Origin of the sequence: Robbsia andropogonis, from assembly GCF_000970345.1 — a bacterium.
Lineage (GTDB): Bacteria > Pseudomonadota > Gammaproteobacteria > Burkholderiales > Burkholderiaceae > Robbsia > Robbsia andropogonis.
The window spans coordinates 168,843-190,347 of record NZ_LAQU01000004.1; the positions used below are offsets into that span (position 1 = coordinate 168,843).

22 protein-coding genes are annotated in these 21,505 nt (G+C 61.5%); 15 read left to right on the forward strand and 7 right to left on the reverse strand.

Features of this window, described 5'->3' with window-relative positions; translation table 11 throughout:
• The first annotated feature begins 20 nt into the window (after positions 1-20).
• Together WM40_RS05910 and WM40_RS05915 are read left to right on the forward strand one after the other, a co-directional pair.
• Positions 21-1,349, forward strand: a complete 1,329-nt coding sequence (locus WM40_RS05910) for an oxygen-independent coproporphyrinogen III oxidase (protein WP_024904986.1) — start codon at positions 21-23, stop codon at positions 1,347-1,349.
• 184 nt (positions 1,350-1,533) lie between these two features.
• Positions 1,534-2,346, forward strand: coding sequence for a helix-turn-helix domain-containing protein (locus tag WM40_RS05915; protein WP_024904985.1), 813 nt, complete (start codon positions 1,534-1,536; stop codon positions 2,344-2,346).
• Between the two features lie 65 nt (positions 2,347-2,411).
• Here the strand turns inward: WM40_RS05915 and WM40_RS29965 are convergent, their stop codons facing one another.
• Positions 2,412-2,552, reverse strand: coding sequence for a hypothetical protein (locus WM40_RS29965; RefSeq protein ID WP_157685731.1), 141 nt, complete (start codon positions 2,550-2,552; stop codon positions 2,412-2,414).
• On the opposite strand from WM40_RS29965, the gene WM40_RS05920 reads away from it, so the two are divergent.
• The 7 genes from WM40_RS05920 to WM40_RS05950 all read left to right on the forward strand — a co-directional run bounded on the left by WM40_RS05920 (position 2,551) and on the right by WM40_RS05950 (position 7,253).
• Positions 2,551-3,192, forward strand: coding sequence for an OmpW/AlkL family protein (locus WM40_RS05920; RefSeq protein WP_082102453.1), 642 nt, complete (start codon positions 2,551-2,553; stop codon positions 3,190-3,192). The two genes, WM40_RS29965 and WM40_RS05920, sit on opposite strands and share 2 nt — an antisense overlap.
• 12 nt (positions 3,193-3,204) lie before the next feature.
• Positions 3,205-3,516, forward strand: coding sequence for a cytochrome oxidase putative small subunit CydP (gene cydP, locus WM40_RS05925; RefSeq protein ID WP_024904983.1), 312 nt, complete (start codon positions 3,205-3,207; stop codon positions 3,514-3,516).
• Positions 3,503-5,101, forward strand: a complete 1,599-nt coding sequence (locus WM40_RS05930) for a cytochrome ubiquinol oxidase subunit I (protein WP_082102454.1) — start codon at positions 3,503-3,505, stop codon at positions 5,099-5,101. The genes cydP and WM40_RS05930 overlap by 14 nt, the downstream gene beginning before the upstream one ends.
• Complete coding sequence (cydB, locus tag WM40_RS05935; protein WP_024904981.1) at positions 5,101-6,213, forward strand: cytochrome d ubiquinol oxidase subunit II; 1,113 nt, start codon at positions 5,101-5,103, stop codon at positions 6,211-6,213. The genes WM40_RS05930 and cydB overlap by 1 nt, the downstream gene beginning before the upstream one ends.
• Positions 6,214-6,325: 112 nt before the next feature.
• On the forward strand, positions 6,326-6,472 hold the full coding sequence (gene cydX / locus WM40_RS05940) for a cytochrome bd-I oxidase subunit CydX (RefSeq protein WP_036012088.1): 147 nt from the start codon (positions 6,326-6,328) through the stop codon (positions 6,470-6,472).
• 98 nt (positions 6,473-6,570) lie between these two features.
• On the forward strand, positions 6,571-6,840 hold the full coding sequence (locus WM40_RS05945; protein WP_024904980.1) for a type II toxin-antitoxin system Phd/YefM family antitoxin: 270 nt from the start codon (positions 6,571-6,573) through the stop codon (positions 6,838-6,840).
• Positions 6,840-7,253 carry a putative toxin-antitoxin system toxin component, PIN family gene (locus WM40_RS05950; RefSeq protein WP_046152410.1) on the forward strand — a complete coding sequence of 138 codons (414 nt, stop codon included), beginning with the start codon at positions 6,840-6,842 and terminating at the stop codon, positions 7,251-7,253. Before WM40_RS05945 ends, WM40_RS05950 begins: the two co-directional genes overlap by 1 nt.
• A gap of 383 nt (positions 7,254-7,636) precedes the next feature.
• On the opposite strand, the gene WM40_RS05955 is transcribed toward WM40_RS05950, so the two are convergent.
• Together WM40_RS05955 and rocD are read right to left on the reverse strand one after the other, a co-directional pair.
• Positions 7,637-8,746 carry an arginase gene (locus WM40_RS05955; protein ID WP_052738187.1) on the reverse strand — a complete coding sequence of 370 codons (1,110 nt, stop codon included), beginning with the start codon at positions 8,744-8,746 and terminating at the stop codon, positions 7,637-7,639.
• A gap of 15 nt (positions 8,747-8,761) precedes the next feature.
• Positions 8,762-10,039: an ornithine--oxo-acid transaminase gene (gene rocD / locus WM40_RS05960; RefSeq protein WP_236693408.1), complete on the reverse strand. Its 1,278-nt coding sequence runs from the start codon at positions 10,037-10,039 to the stop codon at positions 8,762-8,764.
• A 106-nt stretch (positions 10,040-10,145) separates the two neighbouring features.
• Here rocD and WM40_RS27710 point away from each other — a divergent pair, with 106 nt between their 5' ends.
• Complete coding sequence (locus tag WM40_RS27710) at positions 10,146-11,222, forward strand: LysR family transcriptional regulator (protein ID WP_162199039.1); 1,077 nt, start codon at positions 10,146-10,148, stop codon at positions 11,220-11,222.
• On the opposite strand, the gene WM40_RS05970 is transcribed toward WM40_RS27710, so the two are convergent.
• The 3 genes from WM40_RS05970 to WM40_RS05980 all read right to left on the reverse strand — a co-directional run bounded on the left by WM40_RS05970 (position 11,199) and on the right by WM40_RS05980 (position 13,556).
• Entirely contained in the window at positions 11,199-12,131 is a 933-nt protein-coding gene (locus WM40_RS05970; protein WP_236693409.1) for an SDR family oxidoreductase, read from the reverse strand. The two genes, WM40_RS27710 and WM40_RS05970, sit on opposite strands and share 24 nt — an antisense overlap.
• Positions 12,132-12,322: 191 nt before the next feature.
• Positions 12,323-12,913 carry a YceI family protein gene (locus WM40_RS05975; RefSeq protein ID WP_024904974.1) on the reverse strand — a complete coding sequence of 197 codons (591 nt, stop codon included), beginning with the start codon at positions 12,911-12,913 and terminating at the stop codon, positions 12,323-12,325.
• A 58-nt stretch (positions 12,914-12,971) separates the two neighbouring features.
• Positions 12,972-13,556, reverse strand: coding sequence for a cytochrome b (locus tag WM40_RS05980; RefSeq protein ID WP_081765104.1), 585 nt, complete (start codon positions 13,554-13,556; stop codon positions 12,972-12,974).
• Between the two features lie 293 nt (positions 13,557-13,849).
• Here WM40_RS05980 and WM40_RS05985 point away from each other — a divergent pair, with 293 nt between their 5' ends.
• From WM40_RS05985 to WM40_RS06005, 5 genes are all read left to right on the forward strand, one after another.
• Positions 13,850-14,782, forward strand: a complete 933-nt coding sequence (locus tag WM40_RS05985; RefSeq protein ID WP_024904972.1) for a LysR family transcriptional regulator — start codon at positions 13,850-13,852, stop codon at positions 14,780-14,782.
• Between the two features lie 121 nt (positions 14,783-14,903).
• Positions 14,904-18,167 carry a hybrid sensor histidine kinase/response regulator gene (locus WM40_RS05990; protein WP_024904971.1) on the forward strand — a complete coding sequence of 1,088 codons (3,264 nt, stop codon included), beginning with the start codon at positions 14,904-14,906 and terminating at the stop codon, positions 18,165-18,167.
• 19 nt (positions 18,168-18,186) lie between these two features.
• Entirely contained in the window at positions 18,187-19,014 is an 828-nt protein-coding gene (locus WM40_RS05995) for a CheR family methyltransferase (protein ID WP_036012055.1), read from the forward strand.
• A 5-nt stretch (positions 19,015-19,019) separates the two neighbouring features.
• Positions 19,020-19,751: a chemotaxis protein CheB gene (locus tag WM40_RS06000; RefSeq protein WP_330218153.1), complete on the forward strand. Its 732-nt coding sequence runs from the start codon at positions 19,020-19,022 to the stop codon at positions 19,749-19,751.
• Positions 19,748-21,208 carry a hybrid sensor histidine kinase/response regulator gene (locus WM40_RS06005; RefSeq protein WP_024904968.1) on the forward strand — a complete coding sequence of 487 codons (1,461 nt, stop codon included), beginning with the start codon at positions 19,748-19,750 and terminating at the stop codon, positions 21,206-21,208. Before WM40_RS06000 ends, WM40_RS06005 begins: the two co-directional genes overlap by 4 nt.
• Here the strand turns inward: WM40_RS06005 and WM40_RS31215 are convergent.
• The gene (locus tag WM40_RS31215) at positions 21,127-21,333 is read right to left on the reverse strand and encodes a hypothetical protein (protein WP_157685732.1); all 207 of its coding nucleotides are present in this window, start codon (positions 21,331-21,333) and stop codon (positions 21,127-21,129) included. The genes WM40_RS06005 and WM40_RS31215 overlap by 82 nt on opposite strands.
• Positions 21,334-21,505 lie beyond the last annotated feature (172 nt).

Genomic DNA, 21,505 nt, shown 5'->3' on the forward strand with positions numbered 1-21,505 from the left:
GAGCCCGAGTATACCTCCCCATGGACGTCGATACCGCCGTAATCCAACGGCACCGCCGGTGCGCGCCGCGATACGATATCTACCCCGCCAGCGACTGGTTCGTGGAAGCATTCGACGCGGCAGCGCTGGATGCCACGCTAGCCGCCTGCTCGTCCCTCGGTCCCGTGCGCGTCGCCATGGATCTGCGCCTGCCCGCGCCGGGCATGGGCTGGTCCAGCCGCGACTGGCGCGAACTTCCCGCGTTACTCGGCCGCGATATGGCGCTCCATGTGGCGCGCCTGGCATCCGATGGTGTCGGCCGCGCCGTGCCGGTCGACGAAGTCCGGCTCAGTTGGCACGAGGCGCCGCACGGCGGTTATGCCGAACGTGATGGCACGTCACCACCGTGGCTGATGACCCTGTTGCGCGACCATTTCGCGATGTCGCCCCATGCTCACTGCAGTGTCACGGTGCCAGCCTCATGCCGACGGACCGGCGCAATCCAGATGTTGCGTGGCGACGGCTTCCAGCGGATCGAGATCGTGGACGATGGCAACGCGTCCGAAGGGGTACGCCGCTGGGTGCAAACAGCGGCCGTAATGAATTTTGCGTCGATCGGCGCGGGCTTCGTCTACGGTGCGCCAGGCCAGACCGCCGGCGCCATGCGTGAAGCGCTGACCGCGCTGCTCGATGCAGGGCCGTCCTACGTCGTCTTGCAACACGCGGAAGACTGTCGGCGCGGCTTCCGTCCGGTACTTGACCGCTCGCATAGCGACCGCTCGACGGTTGAGGTGATGAGCCTGCTGGTCTGCGCGGCACGCATCCTTGCCGCCGCGGGCTATCGCTGCATCGGCCAGGACTTGTATGCGCGCACCGATGATCCCCTTGCCGTGGCCCATCGCCAGGGACGCCTGTTGCGCAAATCGCACGGTGCGTCACTGCGCCCCGTATCGCTGGTGCTGGGCATTGGCCCGGATGCCATCGGGACGGTGGGCAATGCGTATTATCAAAACCGCGCCGATCCCACGCGCTACCGTCAGGCGTTGATGCACGATCAGTTACCCGTCAAGCGCGGCGCCGTCCTCGGTGCCAACGACATGGCGCGACGCGCGATCATCCAGGCCTTGGTGACGGATCTGTTCATCGACATCGCTGCCATCGAAACGACGCATCGCATCGACTTCGTCCGCGGTTTTGCCGAGGAAACCGCAGCATTGCGCGCATTCGAACAGGTCGGGCTGATGCTGTTCGACGACGCGATGGTCGAGCTGACCGATGCCGGCCGCCTGATTGCCGGCAGTATCGCGATGGTATTCGACGACGCGGTGAAGCAGGCCCGACTGCGCATGCCCCTTCACGGTCCGCTATAGCGCTGCCCGTAGGGATTTCCTGACACGAAGGAAAATCTTCCTACGTCCAATCCGTCCATTGCTGATGGCAGCGCGCCAAGCGCGGACGGATACTGCGATGCAGGGCCTTTACGCGCCTACTCCATCAAGGCTTGATGCCTGGCTGCATGCCCTGCGTTCGCCTTCGCATTTGACGAGATAGCCGATGACAACCGCGCACCGCTTCGCCGCCCCCGAATCGATCGGGACCACCGAACATCCGATACGCATTCATCGCCGATCGGAGACGCGCCCCGCGCAGGCGGATCCATCCGACTCGACATTGGTGACCACGTCCCGTGTTCGCTGTTCCAATTGCGCGATGCGCAATATCTGCATGCCGGAAGGGCTCGACGCGAATGCCTACGCGAAACTGGACGCGGTCATCTGCACCTCGCGGCGCGTGCGGCGAGGCGAGGCGCTGTATCGTTCCGGCGAGGCGTTTCACAATTTGTATGCGGTTCGGCTCGGTTCGTTCAAGACGGTTGTCGCCCACCCCGACGGTCGCGAACAGGTCACGCGCTTTGACCTGGCTGGCGAAGCGCTGGGGCTGGACGGCGTCTATACGGACGAGCACACATGCGATGCCATTGCGCTGGAAGACAGCGTGGTCTGCATCATTCCGTTCCACCTGCTCGAACTGTTATGCCGTGAAGTGCGACTGCTGCAGCGGCATGTGCATAAGATGATGAGCGGCGAGATCGTCCGGGAGTCAGGGCAGATGATGCTGCTGGGCAATATGCGCGCCGATGAACGCGTCGCTGCATTTCTGCTAAATATTTCGCACAGGATGAAACAACGTGGCTATTCCGCCAGTGAATTTCAACTGCGCATGAGCCGCGAAGAGTTGGGAAGCTATCTGGGCATGAAGCTTGAAACGGTCAGCCGCACCCTTTCACGCTTCAAGCGGGACGCATTGATTGCCGCGACGGGTCGTCGCGTGCGTTTGCTCGATATCCCCCGCCTGGAAGCCATCTGAATCTCCCCTCTCTTGCGGGGCCGGACGGCATCGATTGATCCCGTGTGTCGCGAGGTTGCTTGATGTCACGCGCCTTGCGCCGTATTGCCGCAGTCCGGTTTGAAACGCGTGTTTATCTGATGCGCGTCAATGTTTGCAAAGCCCCCTCGCAGGATGATCAGCACGACGGTCGGATGGACCGGCCGCAATCGGGGGTTTTCAAACATGTCCGCAGCAACCAGGCGCTGGAAAGCGCATCTCACCACCATGCTGGCGCCATTGGTCCTGGTGACCTTGGGCTTCTTTTCCCCACACCGCGCCGACGCGGCCCAGGGCGACATCATCGCCCGCATCCGCTCGGTCAGTATTCTGCCCGACGTCAAGACCAGCGGCACGCTGTCCACGCTGGGCGTGGGCGTCAATCCTTCGACGGTGCCGGAACTTGACTTCACGTACATGGTGCGCAATCACATCGGTGTCGAATTGATCCTCGGCACCGCGCGGCACAAGGTCACGTCGAATGTTGGCAGTCTCGGTCAGATCAGTCATTTGCCGCCCACGCTGACGCTGCAATGGCATTTCAATCCGGCTGGCCGGATTCGCCCTTATGCGGGCGTCGGCGTCAACTACACGCTGTTCTATGACAACCACCTGAACGTCGCCGGTGAAGGCGTGGGCGTGCGCAATCACAGCTTCGGTCCAGCGTTGCAAGCGGGTGTCGACGTACAAGTCAGCAAACGATTCTTCGTCAACCTGGACGTCAAGAAACTGTGGATCAAGACCGACGCAACACTCGGTGGCCAACCTATCGGCACGTTGGAGATCGATCCGTGGGTGGTGGGATTTGGCGTCGGCATGAAATTCTGACGGAGTATTGCCATGAAGCCCACGGCGCGCCTGGCGATAAGCGTCGCATCGACCAAGGATAAAGCGCGGACCTTGCTGCGGCGGCAGGGCCTGATGCGTGATGTGGTTATCGTGCTGGTGATCAAGCTCGTGCTGATCCAGATACTGCGCGTGACGTGCTTTGCCCACCCTGCCGCACCCGATATGAATATGCCCGACGACGTGGTGGCCGCCGCGATCATCGGGCCCGTCCCTTCATTACCCGCCGGCCTGCCAACGCGCGTTGCACTGCCAGCACCGCGCGGCAAGCCCGCACAACAGGATGTCGATCATGATCAGCCATGAGGTCGTCGATCTGTCCCGGCTGCAATTCGCCGTGACGGCGCTATATCACTTTTTATTCGTTCCCCTGACCCTCGGGATGACCTGGATGCTGGTCATCATGGAGTCGGCGTACGTGTTGACGGGCAAGACCGTCTACAAGGACATGACCCAGTTCTGGGGCAAGTTGTTCGGCATCAACTTCGTGATGGGGGTGGCCACCGGCCTCACGCTGGAATTCCAGTTCGGCACGAACTGGTCGTATTACTCGCACTACGTGGGCGATATCTTCGGCGTGCCACTCGCCATCGAAGGATTGATGGCGTTCTTCCTCGAATCCACCTTCGTCGGGCTGTTCTTCTTTGGCTGGCAACGGTTGCGCAAGGGACAGCACTTGCTGGTGACCTTTCTCGTGGCGCTGGGCTCCAATTTGTCGGCGCTATGGATTCTCGTCGCCAATGGCTGGATGAACAATCCGGTAGGCGCGCATTTCAACTACACGCATATGCGCATGGAGCTCGACAGCCTGTCCACGCTGATCCTGAACCCGGTGGCGCAAGTGAAGTTCGTGCACACGGTCTCGGCCGGCTATGTAACCGCGGCAATGTTCGTGCTGAGCTTGTCCTCGTACTACCTGTTGCGCGGCCGCAATATCGCCTTCGCATTGCGCTCCTTCACCATCGCCGCCAGTTTTGGCCTGGCCGCCGTGTTATCCGTCATCGTGCTGGGGGATGAGTCCGGCTATACCACGGGTGAAGTGCAAAAAATGAAGTTGGCTGCCATTGAAGCTGAATGGGATACGCAACCGGCGCCGGCATCGTTCACGCTGTTCGGTTTGCCGAACCAGGCCGAACAACGTACGGATTATGCGATCCACATTCCCTGGGCGTTGGGCCTGATCGCCACCCGTTCCCTCGATGAGCAAGTGACCGGACTGAAAGATCTGAAGGCGGAAAACGCGCAGCGGATCGCCCGTGGCATGCAGGCATTCGCGGCATTGCAGCGGCTGCGCGGTGGCGATACGTCGCCCGCCGCTCGCACCGCGTTCCAGCATGTTGAAGCGGACCTCGGCTATGGCCTGTTGCTCAAACGCTATACGGAAAAGGTCACCGATGCCACCCCGGCGCAGATCGATGCCGCCGCGAACGATACGATTCCACGCGTCGCCCCCGTGTTTTTCTCGTTCCGGATCATGGTCGCCTTCGGCTTTCTGATGCTGTTCACGTTTATCGCTGCCGTCTGGCTGGCGGCGCGGCGCCGGCTGTTGCGGCCACGCACGCGCGCCTTCCTGCGCCTGGCGTTGTGGATGCTGCCCCTGCCGTGGCTGGCCAGCGAATCCGGCTGGATCGTCGCGGAGATGGGGCGTCAACCATGGACCATCGCAGGCGTCCTGCCCACGCACTTGTCGGTCTCGTCGCTGCATGCAGGCGATCTGTACGCCAGCATCGCCGGCTTCGTCTTTTTCTACACCCTGCTGTTGTGTTTTGAGATGTATCTGATGGTCAAGTACGTGCGCAAGGGTCCTGACGGCCTCGGTATGGGTCCCCAAGCAACCGCAGGCACGGACAAGGACGACAGCACCGCACCACTGACCGGGAGCCCGGCATGATCGACTACACGATACTCAAAATCATCTGGTGGTTGCTGATCGGCATCCTGCTGATCGGCTTCGCGCTGACCGACGGCTTCGACATGGGCGTGGGTGCCCTGCTGCCCTTCATCGCACGCACCGATACCGAGCGACGGATCGTCGTCAATACCGTTGGCGCTACGTGGGAAGGTAACCAGGTTTGGTTCATCACTGCCGGCGGCGCCACGTTTGCCGCCTGGCCACAGGTATATGCCACGGCATTCTCGGGTTTTTACGCGGCGTTGCTGCTCGTGCTGTTTTCCCTGTTCTTCCGGCCTGTCGGCTTCGATTACCGCAGCAAGGTCGCCCATCCGGCATGGCGCGCCTTCTGGGATTGGGGCATCTTCGCCGGCAGCGCGGTACCGGCGCTGGTGTTCGGCGTCGCCTTCGGTAACCTGCTGCTTGGCACGCCGTTCTCGCTAGATGCGGACATGCGCTCGACCTATCAAGGCACACTGTTCGGCTTGCTGTCACCGTTCGCGCTGCTGTCCGGACTGCTGTCGGTCGCGATGCTGGTAACTCACGGCGCCGGCTTTCTGACATTGAAAACGGATGGCGTGCTCCTGTTGCGGGCACGGCGGGTACAACGCGTGGCGGCCCTGCTGTCGATCGCGCTATTCGCCCTTGCCGGGTATGCGGTCTCGCATCATGTGGTGGGATTGCGCCTGGCGGCCGACGGCACGATCAGCCGCGGCGTGGGTTTCTGGATGAACAACTATGCGCGTTGGCCGCTGGCCTGGCTTGCCCCGATCGTCGGGTTCGGGGGCGCGATACTGGCCGCGCTCGCTTCGCTGAAGAGCGGCAACGGTGCGCAGAAGGCGGGATTTGCCGGCAGTACGCTTTTGATCGTCGGCGTGATCTTTACCGCAGGCACGTCGCTGTTCCCGTTCCTGATGCCCTCGTCGATCGATGTGCCGAGCAGCCTGACCGTCTGGAATGCGACGTCGAGCCAATTGACACTGCAGATCATGCTGGTGGCCGTGATCGTGTTCCTGCCGCTGATCTTGATCTATACCGGTTGGGTGTATCGGGTGATGCGGGGCCGCGTTACCAGCGCCGACATTGCCCGTGACAGCCATTCCTTGTACTGACGCGACGATCGGTGCGCGTATTCGATTGGCTTGCCGGCGTCATCCGCCGGCAACCTGCAAAGACCCTTTTCCATTCATGCAGACGGCGCATGGCCGCCGAAGGACGTTGATCATGTGGTACTTCACTTGGATTCTGGGCGTTGGCGTGGCATTGTCATTCGGCGTGGTTAGCGCGCTATGGTATGAAGCCCGCGGCGAATATCCCGATAGCGAAGGGCCGTTGTCCGCTAGACCGGTGCCGTCACGCGCCGAAAATTAACAGCCGCATCATCGGCGCTAGACACCACATGGGTTTTAACCATAATGACCATATCGATCAATATGGTTTGTCGGCACCTGTAATTGGCGGAGGTTAAGATGATCACTGAAGTCAGCGCAGTAAATTTTCGGCAAAACCTGGGCGACATGCTGAACCAAGTTCAGTACCGGAACGACAGTATTGTCATCAACAAGGATGGCAAGGCTGTTGCGGCCTTGGTCGATGCCGAACTGTTTGCGCGGATTCGGCGGTTAAAAGCGCGTTTTGACCGGTTGAGCGAACAACTCACCGACGCATATGCGTCAACTCCCGAGGCTGAGGGGCTCGCTGAAATCGACGCGTTGCTAGCCGAAGAACGTAAGCGCTGATGCCGGGCATGCGCGTGGTGTTGGATACCAATATTTTGGTATATGGAATGGTCTATCCCGGGAGCGTTCCGGGCCGAATCGTAGGCGCTTGGCGGCAAGGCATCCTTGACGTGGCACTTTCACGTTACATCCTTGACGAGATGGTGAGGGTTCTTCCGCGGCTCTCCAAGAATCCTTATAGCGCCAATCAAATTCGTGACCTTGCGGACAGCTTCATGTTCTTGGCCGATATCGTCGAGCCAAGCGCCAAAGAGGATGGTGATTTACGAGATACCGCTGATCAGCCCGTACTGGGGACGTTGGTCGCTGCCAAAGCACATTACTTGATAACAGGTGATAAAGATCTGCTTGTATTGCCCGGCAGATATCCGATCGTGACAGCAGCCGAGTTTTGGGCACGCCACGGTGAGTGAGCGTATCGCTGACCGGACAACTGCTCGACAAGCGTGCTTCAATCAAGGCGTTTGTCAGGAAAAACCCGTGCGATCGACGAGCCAAAACAACATACAAGTTGGTGGACGGTCGGGCCTCTCCCATTTCGCCGGCATTGTCACGTTGGTGAGGGTGGCGCGAAAAATGACGTTTTACGACCACCGTTCAAAACGCGGGCAGACCCTGACTGCGGGGTAACCGCGATCACGCCCGTGTTATCCACCGCGTTATCCACCGGCTTTGCCCGTCTATTTCGCTCAATTGCACACAGCGTTATCCACAGCCCCACTCAATCCGAATATCCCGCCGCAGTTCGCCCGAATACACGGCTCGGCACGCGCGAGGCGTATCAACCGGCGCCCCGTCACGCCACTACCGCTATCGCCACGTCCGGATGCACGCCGTGCAGCATGCGATGCGTGTCCGCCTCCTGCCAGCCCGGGCATAACGCCGCGCACAGCAAGGCGCGACAGATCGCGGCGGTTGGTTCGGCGCCATGCGACGGCCCTTCCACGCCAAGCGTCGCCCCATCCGACGCCCCTTCGCGTTCCGGGTTGTATTCCACGAGTTCGAAGCCGATCAGACGCGGATCACCGGCAAAGCGTGGCATGGCCGCAATCGCCTCATGTGCGGCGATCCCGTCTTCCACTGGCGAACCCACCGCCATCGCTTCCCGTGGATCGATCGCGTCCACATCGAAACTGACGCCATAGCCACAAGTGCCCCGTGTCGCGATATCCACCGCTTCTTCCAGGCACGCGTCCAAACCACGCGCCTGCACCTCCGCGATGCCGAATACCCTGACGCCCAGTCGATTCAGCAGGGCCGCCTCGCCATCCTCGAAACTCCGCACGCCGACCACCGCGACATTCTCCGGGCGAACCTTGCCGCGCCAGCCGCGTAGATCCGTCAGCGCCGGTGCGCCATGGCCCAGCAACGCTGCCAGCGGCATGCCATGCGGGGCTTGGCTCTCCGACGTTTCCGGCGTATGGCTGTCCAAGTGCGCATCAATCCAGATGAGACCAATCCGGCCCGCCTCGCCCAGTCGCGTCTTATAGGCATCCGCAATCCCGCTCCACGTGCCTGCCGCAACCGAGTGGTCACCGCCCAGGATCAACGGAAACAGGCCGCGCGTGATGATATCGGCCGTGACCGCTGCCATCCCTGGCGCGAATGCGCTCACAGCGTCGAGCTTCGACGGCACTGCATGCGCCGGATCGGCCGCGTGCCGCGTGCCGCCTTCATGCGCCAGATAGTGCGTATCCACGAGTGTCGCCCCCAGCCGGACATCCCGGCCGACACCGGAGCCGCCCGCGCGGAGGTCCGTCGCGATACCCGCCTCGATCAACGCCTCGGGTCCCAGGCGACACCCGATGATCTGCGCACCGGTGCCGATCGACGCGCGGACCAATTCCAGCGGGGGCAATGCCGCGCAAGGTGTAACGGCAGTCAGTGCCGGGCGGAGCAGGGTCATGGTACGAACTCCCATTCATCGAAAATCGTTTAGTACACGCAACAGGACGCCTACGGCCCATTGCAACGTCTCATCGTTGATCGCCAGCGGTGGCGACAGGCGGATCGTGTTGTGATGCGTGACCTTCGTCACGATGCCGGCATCCATCAGCGCATGGCACACCGCTTCGGCGTCGACGGAGGCCACAAACTGGACACCGATCATCAGTCCCTTGCCACGGATGTCCGCAATCAACGGATGCGCCGCGTCGCGCAACAGCCCGACAAGCAAGGCGCCGCCTTGTTCGGCGCGCGCGCATAATCCCTCGTCTCGCAGCACCTGCAAGGCCTCATGACCCACCCGCGCCGCCAGCGCATTCCCGCCGAACGTGCTGCCATGATCGCCTGGGCGGAAGACCGTCATCAGCGCTTCACTGCCCACTACCGCGGAAACCGGAAGGAAGCCTCCGCCAAGCGCCTTGCCGAGACAAACCGCATCCGGCCGCACACCTTCGTGATCGCAGGCAAGCATGGCGCCAGTGCGCCCCAATCCGGTCTGAATCTCATCGGCCACCAGCATGACGTCGTGCGTGTCGCATAGTGCCCGGAGCGCTGCCAGAAAGCCTGGCGGCGGAACATTGACACCGCCTTCACCCTGGATCGGTTCGACGAGAACGGCACACGTACGAGGCGTGATCGCGGCACGTACCGCATCGATATCGCCATACGGCACGCTGACGAAACCCGGCGTCAGCGGTCCGAACCCGGCGCGGTATTCGGGATGCGACGAGAAGCTGACGATGCTCGTGGTGCGGCCGTGAAAATTGCCGTCGAATACGATGATTTCCGCCTGTCCGTCGGGAATGCCCTTTACCGTATGGCCCCATTTGCGCACGGCCTTGATCGCGGTTTCCACCGCCTCCGCCCCGCTATTCATGGGCAAGGCACGTGCTTGTCCTGTCATGTCGACCAGCGTCGCAAGGAATGGCGCCAACTGGTCTGAATGCATCGCCCGCGACGTGACCGAGAGCCGCGACGCCTGATCGGTCAAGGCCGCAAGCAACCGAGGATGAGCATGTCCGAAGCTGACGGCCGAGTAGGCGCTCATCATGTCCAGATAGCGCTTTCCGGCGAGGTCCCAGATCCAGACGCCTTGCGCACGCGTTGCAACCAGCGGCAACGACGTATAGATCGGCGCATTGACCCGCGCATCCAGCGCCAGCAAAGCGTCCGCCTCCGCCGCGCCGCGTGGCGACCCAGTGTTTTCTTGCGCCGCATCTTGCGCACTTCGGTCGTGCATCGTCGTCGCGTCCATGGCGATTCTCCTTTGCGTTGACCCGCATCATAGAAAATGCTTTCGATCGAATCCAGCGAAACGTTTAGCATGCATCGTTCGAATTTTTTGCATCATAATGGGCGACATGCGTACGCAAACCAAATACATCGATACCTTTGTCGCCGCGATGGAAGCGGGCAGCTTTGTACGCGCCGCGGAACAGTTGCATGTGACCCCATCGACGATCAGTTATCAGATTCGGCAGTTGGAGGAATGGGTAGGGGCGCCGCTGTTCGAACGCAGTGGCCGTCGCGTGCTGCCAACGGCGCTGGGGGATCGGCTGTATGCGATCTGCGGACGTTTTATCGACGAGATGGGTAGTTTGCGCGCCGCCGCGCGGGGTCAGGCGGGCACCCCGCGCGAAGTGCTGCGCGTGGCCACGGGTTCGTCATTTGGCCGCTATGTGCTGACGCCGATCCTGGCGCAGCCGGCGTTCGCGCAAACCGTCGTCGATCTGCGCTTCGGTTCGGATGAGGAAACCTGGGAAGCGGTGGCCAGCGGGCGGGCCGATATCGGCTTTGCATACACGGTCACCGCGTCGAATACCTTGTCATTCGCCTTGGCCTACCGCTATCCGCTCGTATTGATCGCCGCGGGCACACACGTTCAAGCCGAAGCGCATGTCGGTGCGGATTCCCGCTCATTCGCAGCGTGGTTGGCGGCGTCGGATTTCATCACATACGACGATTGCGAGATCACCTTCACGCGCTGGTTCGAAACCCAATTGGGGACCATGCCGTCGACGCTGCGTACGCGCGGCCGCTGTAGCGAAATCGAAGAAGCCATCGCTCTGGTCGCGGCGGGTCGGGGGCTGTCGATCGTGCCATGCTATATGCTGGACGACGCGCTGGCGCGTGAGCGCGTACGGATTGTCTCCACGCCAGCCACCACGACAACGCCCGGCGCGTCAGCGGCGTCGGGCGCGTCGAATGCGATGAATGACATGGCGGCTTCGTCAGCGTCAGCGCAACTGGCCGTGATGGCTACCTCGGAGAAGAAGCGGTCGCCGGCGCCTGACAGGGCGGCAACGGTGCCGCTCCCCCCGCTGGACACCGTCTATGGCGTCACGCGCGAAGGCGCTCCGCGCGACGCGGCCACGGTCCTGCTGCTCGACGCCGTGTCCCAGGCTCAGGCCAGTTCAGCGGTCGGGGGCGCGCAATGAAAACACGACATCGCGCGTCACCGGGAGCAGGTTCTGTCCACCGTCGACCACCCAGTCCACGCCGTTATACGCGGGTCCGGTCAACAAGTGAATGGCGGCCGCGAGATCATCAGGCGTTGCGATCCGATGCAACGGCGTTGCGTGTTGTCTCGCATGGGCGAAATCCTGCGGCGTTTGATCACCGCTTTCCAGCATCAGGCCCGGATAGACCGCATTGATGCGCAACACCGGCGCGGCCGATGTCGCCAGCATCGCCGTCATATGACCGATGGCGACCTTGCCCACGGTGTAGGAGAAGTGGTCCGGGTGAAAATTATCGCGAACCTTCTGGTCGACCACATTGATCACCACGCCGGTCGTGCCAGCGGCACGCGCGCGGCGATAAAACGCCTGTATTAGCAGTAATGGCGCGCGGCCATTGACGGCCCAGGCGTGATCGAAGGTTTCGAGCGTGAAATTGTCCAGATGGTCATCGGGAAATACCGAAGCACTATTGATCAGAACATCGAGTCGGCCAAACGCCACGTGGCAGCCGTCCACCAAGGCCTCGGCAGCCGATGGCGCCGCCAGATCGGCTTGCAGCGCCACCGCATGCGGTCCGGTGACATCCCTATCCGTCGATGATGCGTCGAGCAATGCCACCAGGGCATGGGCGTCCGAGGCCGATTGCCCGTAATGTACGGCCACCCGATAGCCCGCCCGTGCAAAGCGCTGCGCGATGACGCGTCCAACGCGCTTGGCACCACCGGTCACCAGCACGACCGGACGTGCATCAGGCGTCGCCCTCGAACCGGCAGTCCGATCCGTGTCGGAGAGCCGCCCGACGTCGACGCTGGGCGCGACGGCATCGCCGGCGGCAGGGTGCGCGGAGATCATCGAAGCAGGGGCGTCGGCACGGGAAGAAATCACGGAGTCACTGAATCATGAAGGCGGGCGAGCCACCGGGGCATGCAATGATTATAGGCGAGTGCGCGTCACAAAAAAGTGCAGCCCCGGGCCGCTTGCGCAAACCCGGAGCTGCAGGGGGAACATCGGTGTGCCGGCACTCGCGCGGGCGTCAGGCCCACGGACCGCACACCGGAAACACGGTTTGGCGGGAATCAGTCCGCGCGCACGCCTTCAACTTGGATTTGCAGGCGCGTGTACATCTTGAAGCCCATCTTCTTGCCGAAGTCGACGCCGAAGTCCGAGCGGTCGAATTCGCCCTTCGCGTCGGCACCGCACACTTCACGCTTCAGCATCGGATTCTGGTAGCACTTGAAGGAATCGACGGTCAACGTCAGCGGCTTTGTCACGCCATGCAGCGTCAGTTCGCCTTCGATCTTCGATGGCGTATCGCCCTTGAAGATGAACTTCGTGCTCTTGAACGTGGCGGTCGGGAACTTGGCCGAGTCCAACATCTTGTCGCTGACGATCTCGCCGTCCAGCGCCTTGTTACCGATGTCGACCGAGCTGGTGTCCGTCGTCACTTCCAGGCTGCCGGTCTTCGCCGCGCGATCCAGCGTCACCGTGCCGCTCGACTTCAGGAACTTGCCGCGCCATACCGACGCGCCGCCGAAGTGGTCGACTTCGAAGCTCGGGTAGGTGTGCGTCGGATCCAGGTTGTACGTTGCCGGTGCGGCAACAGCGGGCAAAGCGGCTGCGGCCAGGCTGGCAACAGCAGTAGCGGCAACAATCGAGCGAAGCTTCAGCATATCTTGTCTTCCGTTTAATGAATAAGTAACGCGTCGGTGCTGCGAACTGCCGCCGTCAATCGCCAAACGGCAACATCCGGGACAGCAAACGGTCGCGATCCAGCAACTGGTGCTTCACCACAGCCAGCAGATGCAGGACCACCACCGCGAAAAGCGTCCAATCCAGGTACACATGAATATTCCGGAACAAATGGCGCAGTTCCGGATGCGGTCCGACCAATGTCGGCAACGGCACCATGCCCAGGTACACCACCTGGATACCGGCGATCGAACTATACAGATAGCCCGAAACCGGCACGCAAACCATCAGCAGATACAGCAGATGATGCACGCCGTGCGCCGCGACCGCCGATAAACGCCCCATGCCGGCCGGCAACGGCGGCGGCGTATGCGTCGCGCGCCATGCAAGACGGATAATGATCAATACCAGCGCCGTGACGCCAATCCACTTGTGCCACGAAAAGTACTTCAACTTGGCGGGTGTGAAACCCGGGATATCGGTCATCACCCAGCCCAGCGCGAATCCACCGATGATCAACAGGGCGATGAGCCAGTGTAGCGCCATCGCGGTACCGGAGTACTTGCGCGCGACCGGCATCGCCTGGGTAGCGCCGGTCGTGGGAGTGGGGGACGAGGGCATGGTCATCGCGTTTCTCCGCCTTCGCGGAACGTCTTAATCGGTTCGCCGGAACAGTTGATCGAAGCGGGGGCCCCTGTCTCGGCAAGCAAGGCACGCCGCCGGGGACGATCGTTCGACATCGATGCCGTATGGCACCGCTATCCGGCTGTCGCGCGGCCATCAAAATGGGCATTCCCCTATCCAGCGCGGCGTTTCGCCTGCTCGGAATAGTGTCAGGGGCATAATGTAAATTAAGACAACCATCGAAGCAATCGTTTAAAATCGATTATCGATATCGAATCCATAGATAACAAATGAGCGACTCGGGGGACCGGGGACGCACCCCGACGCTGGATCAACTCCGCGTTTTCGCCGCCGTGGCGGACGCCGGCAGCTTCTCGCTGGCCGCCCAACAACTCGGCCGGGCCCAGTCCGCGATCAGCTATACGGTGACCAATCTCGAAGCACAACTGGGCCTGACACTGTTCGAGCGCACGCGTCGGCGTCCGGTGCTGACCGAAGCGGGCCGGGTCGTGCTGGCCGATGCGCGCCGCGTGGACGGGCACATGCACGAGTTGCTGGCTCGGGCCGAAGGGCTGACGATGGGCCTGGAAGCGGAGGTATCGCTGGGCGTGGACGTGATGTTCCCGATCGACAGGCTCGTGGGGGTCCTGGAGGACTTCGCGGCCATGTTCCCGACCGTGACATTGCGGCTGCGAATGGGCCCGATGGGCGGCGTGTTGCGACTGGTACTGGAGCGCGAGTGTCATCTGGGTATCGCCGGTCCGAGCGAATCCTGGCCCGATCCGATCGCCCCCAATTACCTCGATGCCATCAGCCTGATCAATGTCGCGGCGCCCCAGCATCCGCTGTCCCGCCTTGACGGCTTGATCCCTACACGCGTGCTGCGCGACCATACACAGTTGATCCTGACCGATCGCACCCACCGCACGGAGGGCCAGATGTATGGCGTCTATGCGACGCGGGCCTGGCGTATCGGCGACCTTGGGGCAAAACATCGATTGTTGATCGCCGGCCTGGGATGGGGCAGCATGCCTCACCACCTGGTGGCGACGGATCTCGCCGAAGGACGGCTGAAACGCATTCGTCCCGCCGACCGGCTGGCCGTCGAATACAAACTGCATCGCATCACGCGCGCCGATACCCATCCCGGGCCGGCCACGCGCTGGTTGCACGAGCGGATCGCGCTGCTCGCGCCACTGGACCCGCCCGAATGGAAAGTCTGAACGTTTAGTATGATGATCAATGCTTGCGCAAAAAGATGGCCATCGGCGACATGCGCGGCAACGTCACTGGGTTCTCCGGGGCAGCCTCTGACCTTAATTACCGCCGAAGCAAAGAGCAACTATGCTGCAGACCAGCCGTAACCGCATCGCGCTTCTCTATGCAGCGATCATCGCTTCGCTAACCGTGGTGTTCCTGGTGGATCTGTACACGCCAAATGGCTTTGCCATCTGGATCATGTACATGTTCCCGGTTGCCCTATGCCTGTTTGCCGCCGACGCCCTGATGCCGCTGATCATCGCCTTCGTGGCCTCGATATTGCTGATCATCAGCTACGTGGCGTCGACAGGTATCACCGGCACATGGGCGATACCGAATCGGATGGTCGGTGGCGCCACCACCTGGCTGATCGCGGTGGTGGCGTACCGCTATATTCTGTCCCGGCATCGCGTGGAGGCTTTCGCGTGGATGCAGGCCGGATTGATGCAGTTGGCGACGGCCGTCCGCGCCGCGCCCACTGCGCAGAACACCGCCGACGGTATCTTGAAATCCCTGCTGACCTACACCGGCGCCAAAGTCGGTACCCTGTACCAATTGGAAAAGGGGCAACTGCGCCGCTTGTCGACATGGGCACTGCCAGACAATGTCGCGCCGCTGACGCTGCAGCCCGGCGATGGCCTGGCCGGGCAAGCCATTGTCGCGAAAAGCGTGCTCACCGCTCGGGACCTTCCCCCCAGTCATCTGCAAATCGGTACAACGGTGGGCAGTTCACCAGCCGCGCATGTCACCGCCGCGCCGCTGACGGCCGAGGGGGACATCGTCGGCGTCATCGAGCTCGGGTTCGCCGGCAGCACGCTGGGCTATGGCAGCGAAAACGAGATGCTTGCACGCGTGGTGCAGTTGCTGGAAATGTCAGCCGAACCTGCCGGCATCGCGCTGCAGACAGCGCGCTATCGCAGTCGACTGGAACTCTTGTTGGCGGAAACGCAGCATCAGGCGGAAGAACTGCAGGTGCAGCAGGAGGAATTGCGGGTTTCCAATGAAGAACTGGAGGAGCGCGGACGGGCTTTGATGGATTCCCAGGCGCGCCTGGAATCGCAGCAGACGGAGCTGGAGGAGACCAACGTCCAGCTGGAAGAGCACACGCAGCGCCTGGAACAGCAGAAACGGTATCTGCTGGACACGCAGCGCGACCTGATGGAGAAGACCGGACAGTTGGAGCGAGCGAACCAATACAAGTCCGAATTCCTGGCGAATATGTCGCACGAACTGCGCACGCCCCTGAACAGTTCGCTGATTCTCGCCAAGCTATTGCAAGACAACAAACCCGGCAATTTGAGCGCGGAACAAGTGCGCTATGCCAGCACGATCTACTCCGCGAACACGGACCTGCTGTCCCTGATCAATGACATCCTGGATCTGGCCAAGGTCGAATCGGGTCATATGGGGGTGGAGGCCGAGCCCATTACGCTGGAAGCGATCATCCAGTCACTGCACCGGACGTTCGACCCCATCGCGCAGGACCGCCGGGTGGCGTTACGAATCGAACGCGGTCCGGATGCGCCCCTGTCACTGACGACCGATCACCAGCGCCTGATGCAGATTCTGAAGAATTTGCTGTCGAACGCTTTCAAGTTCACCCCTTCCGGCGAGGTAAGCCTGTGGATCACCGGCGCGGCGCCGGCGCATGTCCAGTTTGCAATACAGGACACGGGGATCGGTATCGCCGCCGAACATCTCGGCGCGATATTCGACGCGTTTCGTCAGGCGGACGGCACGACCAGCCGGAAGTACGGCGGCAGTGGCCTGGGCTTGTCCATCTCGCGCGAATTCGCGACCTTGTTGGGCGGCGATATCGATGTCACCAGTGAGTTGGCCAAGGGCAGCACGTTCACCTTGACACTGCCCGTGGTCTACACCGGCGATGGCAAGGCTCCGGATCGCATGACGACCGAGTTCGCGACGCCGGCACCGCAGGCGTTCGCGACGCCCCCGTCCTCAGTCCGCGCCGATTCCCGTCCACAAGATGGCGGCGCTATATCCCGGGGAAGGTCTTTTGGCGCCACCGCCCCGGCGGGCATTGCGTATGAAGCGGCGGCGGAAACGGACAGTGGGAGTGCGGGCGCGGCGCATCTTGCGAAAGTGGCGCACGCGCGGCAGGCGCTACCAACGCGGACCGGCATTGACGACGACCGCGACCAGCGCACACGCGAGCACCGGTTGATCCTGGTGGTCGAGGACGACTTCGCGTTTGCACGCATCCTGTACGATCTTGCGCACGAGCTTGATTTTGATTGCGTGCATGCCAGCACCGGTGCCGATGGCATCGCGCTCGCACGGCAATTACAGCCCAGCGGCATCCTGCTGGACGTCGGCCTGCCCGATGATTCAGGTCTGACGGTGCTCGAACGCTTGAAACGTGATCCGCAGACGCGCCACCTGCCGATTCATATGATCTCGATCAACGATCATACGGAAGCGGCGTTGCACCTTGGCGCAATCGGCTATTCCCTGAAGCCCACGGCGCGCGATGACATGGTCTCTGCGCTGAAGCATTTGGAAGCAAAACTGGACCAGAGCGTCCGGCGCATCCTCGTGGTCGAGGACGACCCGTTGCTGCGCGAAAACATTACGTTGCTGTTGAATGCGAACGGCGTCGAGATAAACGCGGTAGGCACCATTGCGGATGCGTTGGACAAGCTTTTCGAGATGCCGTTCGACTGTGTAGTCATGGACCTGACGTTGCCGGACGGTTCAGGCTATGACCTGCTGAAACAACTGGCCGATCGCGCACCGCAAACCTATCCGCCGGTGATTGTCTACACCGGCCGGTCATTGACCGCGGACGAGGAACGGCGACTCCGTTATTACTCGAAGTCGATCATCATCAAGGGCGCGAAGTCGCCGGAACGATTGCTCGACGAAGTCACGCTGTTCCTGCACAGCGTGGAGTCGGACCTGCCGGCCGACCAGCAGCGGATGCTGCGCCAGGCACGCCAGCGCGATGCGGCGTTCGAAGGACGCAAAATCCTGCTGGCGGAAGACGACGTGCGCAATATCTTCGCGTTGTCGCATGTGATCGAACCGCTCGGGGCCAAGCTGGAAATCGCTCGCAATGGCCGCGAAGCGCTGGAAAAACTGGCGCAGGACCCCGACATCGAGCTGGTGCTGATGGACATCATGATGCCCGAGATGGACGGCCTGACGGCAATCCAGGAAATCCGCAAGCGCGCGGCGCATGCCAGCCTGCCGATCATCGCGCTGACCGCGAAAGCCATGTCGTCCGACCGACAGCGCTGCCTGGAAGCCGGCGCCAACGACTACATCTCGAAACCCATCGAAGTCGACAAGCTCCTGTCGCTATGCCGAGTATGGATGCCGCATTGATCCATCCACCCCGTACGCCATGACCCCGCGCGCGATGCACGATTTCGATATCGAATTGCGGCTGCTTCTGGAAGCGATTTTCCTGAAGTACCAGCACGATTTCCGCAGCTATTCACTGGCATCGTTACGGCGCCGGATGACGCAGGCGCGGCACGATTTCAAATGCGAAACGTTGTCCGAGCTGCAAGGCAAGGTCCTGTACGACACCACAGCGTTCGCGCGCCTGTTGCAATACCTGACCGTACAAGTCAGCGAAATGTTCCGTGATCCGTCGTACTTCAAGGCGCTGCGCGAAAAGGTTATCCCTATCCTGAAAACCTACCCGTCGGTAAAGATCTGGGTGGCCGGCTGCAGCAGCGGCGAGGAACTATGGTCGCTGGCAATCCTGCTGGAAGAGGAGGGCCTGGCCGATCGCACCGTGCTGTACGCCACCGATGTCAATCCGCAAGCATTGCGGACCGCCGCCGAAGGCATTTACCCACTTGAACGCATCGCCAATTTTTCAAAAAACTACATCGCCGCGGGAGGCAAGCGTTCCCTGTCGGATTACTATCATGCTGCCTATGGCGCGGCGACATTCGCGCGGACCCTGAAGCGCCACGTGGTCTTTGCCGATCACAGCCTGGCCACGGACAGCGTATTTTCCGAGGTGCATCTCGTGTCTTGCCGCAATGTGCTGATCTATTTCAATGGCGACTTGCAGAACCGCGCCACGGGCTTGTTCGCCGATGCCTTGGTGCGCCGTGGTTTCCTGGGCCTGGGCAGCAAAGAGAGCATGCGTTTCAACGCGCACGCGGATCAATTCGACGAATTCGCCGACACCGAGCGGATCTATCAAAAGCGGTGAGCCGAGTGCAGCCTCCCCCTCTTTTCCACGAAACAGACGGTGCCGACGCGACGGATGATGCGCTGTTCAGCGCGATCGACGCGGTAGTCGTGGGCGCGTCCGCCGGCGGCGTCGATGCGTTGAACCGGCTATTGCCCGCGCTGCCGGCCACCTTGCCGGTGCCGATACTCGTGGTGCTGCATCTCTTGCCGGACGTGCACAGCGAGCTGGCTCCGCTATTCGACGCCCGCTGCGCGCTGCGCGTGCAGGAAGCGATCGATCGCCAACCCTTGCTGCCGGGGACCGTGCATATCGCGCCGCCGGGCTATCACCTGTTGGTGAGCGAGGACCGGACGTGTTCGCTGTCGGTGGACGAGCCGGTGAACTTCTCGCGCCCGTCGATCGACGTGCTGTTCGAATCCGCCGCGTGGACATACCAGTCGCGCGTACTGGGCATCCTGCTCACCGGCGCGAGCGCCGATGGCGCGATGGGGCTCGTACAGATCCGCGCACGTGGCGGCAAGGCATGGGTACAGTCACCAGAAACCGCGCAGGCGGATACCATGCCGCTGGCCGCCATTGCCCTGGGGGCCATGGACCGTGTGCTGTCCATCGAACAGATCGTGCAAGCGCTGCGCCGGGCCAACGATGCCGCACGCAAGGCAGTTGTCGATGCCACTCGACCCGACGCAGGCGCCCCCCCGAATTCAGACGCCGTATCACACTGCGCAGATATACCCTGGAAGGGGCCGAGATGACAGCGGCAATCAAGATTCTGCTGGTCGACGACGTCGGCCAGAACCTGGTTGCGCTCGATGCGCTGCTACGTCGGGAAGACGTGCTGCCGCTACACGCGACAAACGGGACGGCCGCGCTGGAGTTGCTGCTTGAGCATGACATCGCGCTGGCATTGATCGATGTGCAGATGCCGGAGATGGATGGTTTTGAATTGGCCGAATTGATGCGGGGCAGTCCGCGTACCCGCAATGTGCCAATCATTTTCTTGACGGCAACGGACCGCGATACAAGGCGGATGTTCAAAGGGTACGAGGCGGGTGCCGTCGACTTCCTCTACAAGCCGTTCGATCCCCATATCCTCCGCAGCAAGGCGGAAGTCTTTATTCAACTGCACCAGCAGAAGCGGCAATTGGCGGCGCAGCTGGAATCAATGAAGCAGTTGATCCGGACCAACGACATGTTCGTTGCCGTACTCGGTCATGACCTGCGCAATCCGCTCGCCTCGATCATGACCAATGCAGAGATCGTCCGACGCGCGGTTCCCCTGGCATTGCCGAATGAGGGACGTTTGACGGAAACAGAGCAGGGCATAATCGCCAGTGCGCCGTACGTACCCGCGCAAAATAGCGAGCGCCTTGTTACCGCGTCCGAACGTATCATCGCGAGCGGCAAGCGGATGGCGCATATGATCGATCAGTTGCTGGACGTCGCACGGGTGCGATCCGGACAACTCCAGTTCAAACCGGAACCGCTCGATCTGCAGTCCGTCACGCAGGCCATCATCGACGAATTCCAATCTGCCGAGTTCCCGCCGACGTTACGTCTCATGGTGATGGGCGACACGCACGGTGTCTGGGACCGTGGCGGCCTTGCACAGATCTTGTCGAACTTGATTGGCAATGCGCTGCGGCACGGCGACGATACGCAGCCGGTGAGCATCGAATTGGATGGATCCGGCGCGGAAGCCATCCGCCTGCGCGTGTCCAATGGCGGACTCATTCCGGAAACGGTCCAGCCACACCTCTTCACACCATTTCGCTCGGGAAAAAACACGCACTACGCCCCTACCGACATCATGGTAGATACGTTGTTTGATGCGGCGGCAGGCACTTCCAACGCGCCTATGCCGCTATATCCCTCACAATCCGCGAACAGCAAGGACGTCGACCCGTCCGGGCCCGTAAACGGCGGACAATCCGAAGGACTCGGCCTGGGCCTTTTCATCGTTTATGAATTGGTGCGACTGCATACGGGAACCATCGAGGCACGTTCGGTTCCAGGCAACGGCACCACGACCTTCGAAGTCACACTGCCTCGCCGCGCCAGGTGGCGAGGTATACACAACGGCGTCGATATGTCCCGCCGTGATCCCGCTGCGGCTTGCGATTGTGCCGCTCAGATGGCGACATTCAATAGCGAGAGCAGCAGCACCGCGACCAGCACACCTAATACGGCCCCGCCAATTTCCATCGAATAATGCGCGGCACGATGGTGATAGGGGATGCCGCTAGCCAGTACGACACCGACAAGTGCCATTGGGACCAATAGAATCAAGTTCCCGACCGTCAGCGGCAAGCTGCTCATTTGCGTAAGGAAGTCCATCTCACACCTCCTGTCTCCGTCATTGTTGCTCTGTTTTTTTGGCGAATCTATTCAACACGCCTTAATTATAGAAGACAGGAGGCAGGGGGAAAAGAACGCGCGATCACGCTTCGCGAATTCCTGCGAGGCCGGCCGGGCCGATACTCAAAACGTTCCTTCTGTGATGGCACTT

Excerpts from the sequence above, each read along its gene's own strand:
- WM40_RS06005 (WP_024904968.1), top strand. The coding sequence starts at position 19,748 with ATGACAGCGGCAATCAAGATTCTGCTGGTCGACGACGTCGGCCAGAAC.
- WM40_RS05950 (WP_046152410.1), top strand. The coding sequence starts at position 6,840 with ATGCCGGGCATGCGCGTGGTGTTGGATACCAATATTTTGGTATATGGA.
- WM40_RS05990 (WP_024904971.1), top strand. The coding sequence starts at position 14,904 with ATGCTGCAGACCAGCCGTAACCGCATCGCGCTTCTCTATGCAGCGATC.
- WM40_RS05920 (WP_082102453.1), top strand. The coding sequence starts at position 2,551 with ATGTCCGCAGCAACCAGGCGCTGGAAAGCGCATCTCACCACCATGCTG.
- WM40_RS05980 (WP_081765104.1), bottom strand. The coding sequence starts at position 13,556 with ATGCCCTCGTCCCCCACTCCCACGACCGGCGCTACCCAGGCGATGCCG.
- WM40_RS27710 (WP_162199039.1), top strand. The coding sequence starts at position 10,146 with ATGCGTACGCAAACCAAATACATCGATACCTTTGTCGCCGCGATGGAA.
- WM40_RS05915 (WP_024904985.1), top strand. The coding sequence starts at position 1,534 with ATGACAACCGCGCACCGCTTCGCCGCCCCCGAATCGATCGGGACCACC.
- WM40_RS05995 (WP_036012055.1), top strand. The coding sequence starts at position 18,187 with ATGACCCCGCGCGCGATGCACGATTTCGATATCGAATTGCGGCTGCTT.
- WM40_RS05985 (WP_024904972.1), top strand. The coding sequence starts at position 13,850 with ATGAGCGACTCGGGGGACCGGGGACGCACCCCGACGCTGGATCAACTC.
- WM40_RS05945 (WP_024904980.1), top strand. The coding sequence starts at position 6,571 with ATGATCACTGAAGTCAGCGCAGTAAATTTTCGGCAAAACCTGGGCGAC.
- cydX (WP_036012088.1), top strand. The coding sequence starts at position 6,326 with ATGTGGTACTTCACTTGGATTCTGGGCGTTGGCGTGGCATTGTCATTC.
- WM40_RS05955 (WP_052738187.1), bottom strand. The coding sequence starts at position 8,746 with ATGACCCTGCTCCGCCCGGCACTGACTGCCGTTACACCTTGCGCGGCA.
- WM40_RS05930 (WP_082102454.1), top strand. The coding sequence starts at position 3,503 with ATGATCAGCCATGAGGTCGTCGATCTGTCCCGGCTGCAATTCGCCGTG.
- WM40_RS05910 (WP_024904986.1), top strand. The coding sequence starts at position 21 with ATGGACGTCGATACCGCCGTAATCCAACGGCACCGCCGGTGCGCGCCG.
- WM40_RS29965 (WP_157685731.1), bottom strand. The coding sequence starts at position 2,552 with ATGTTTGAAAACCCCCGATTGCGGCCGGTCCATCCGACCGTCGTGCTG.
- cydP (WP_024904983.1), top strand. The coding sequence starts at position 3,205 with ATGAAGCCCACGGCGCGCCTGGCGATAAGCGTCGCATCGACCAAGGAT.
- WM40_RS31215 (WP_157685732.1), bottom strand. The coding sequence starts at position 21,333 with ATGGACTTCCTTACGCAAATGAGCAGCTTGCCGCTGACGGTCGGGAAC.
- rocD (WP_236693408.1), bottom strand. The coding sequence starts at position 10,039 with ATGGACGCGACGACGATGCACGACCGAAGTGCGCAAGATGCGGCGCAA.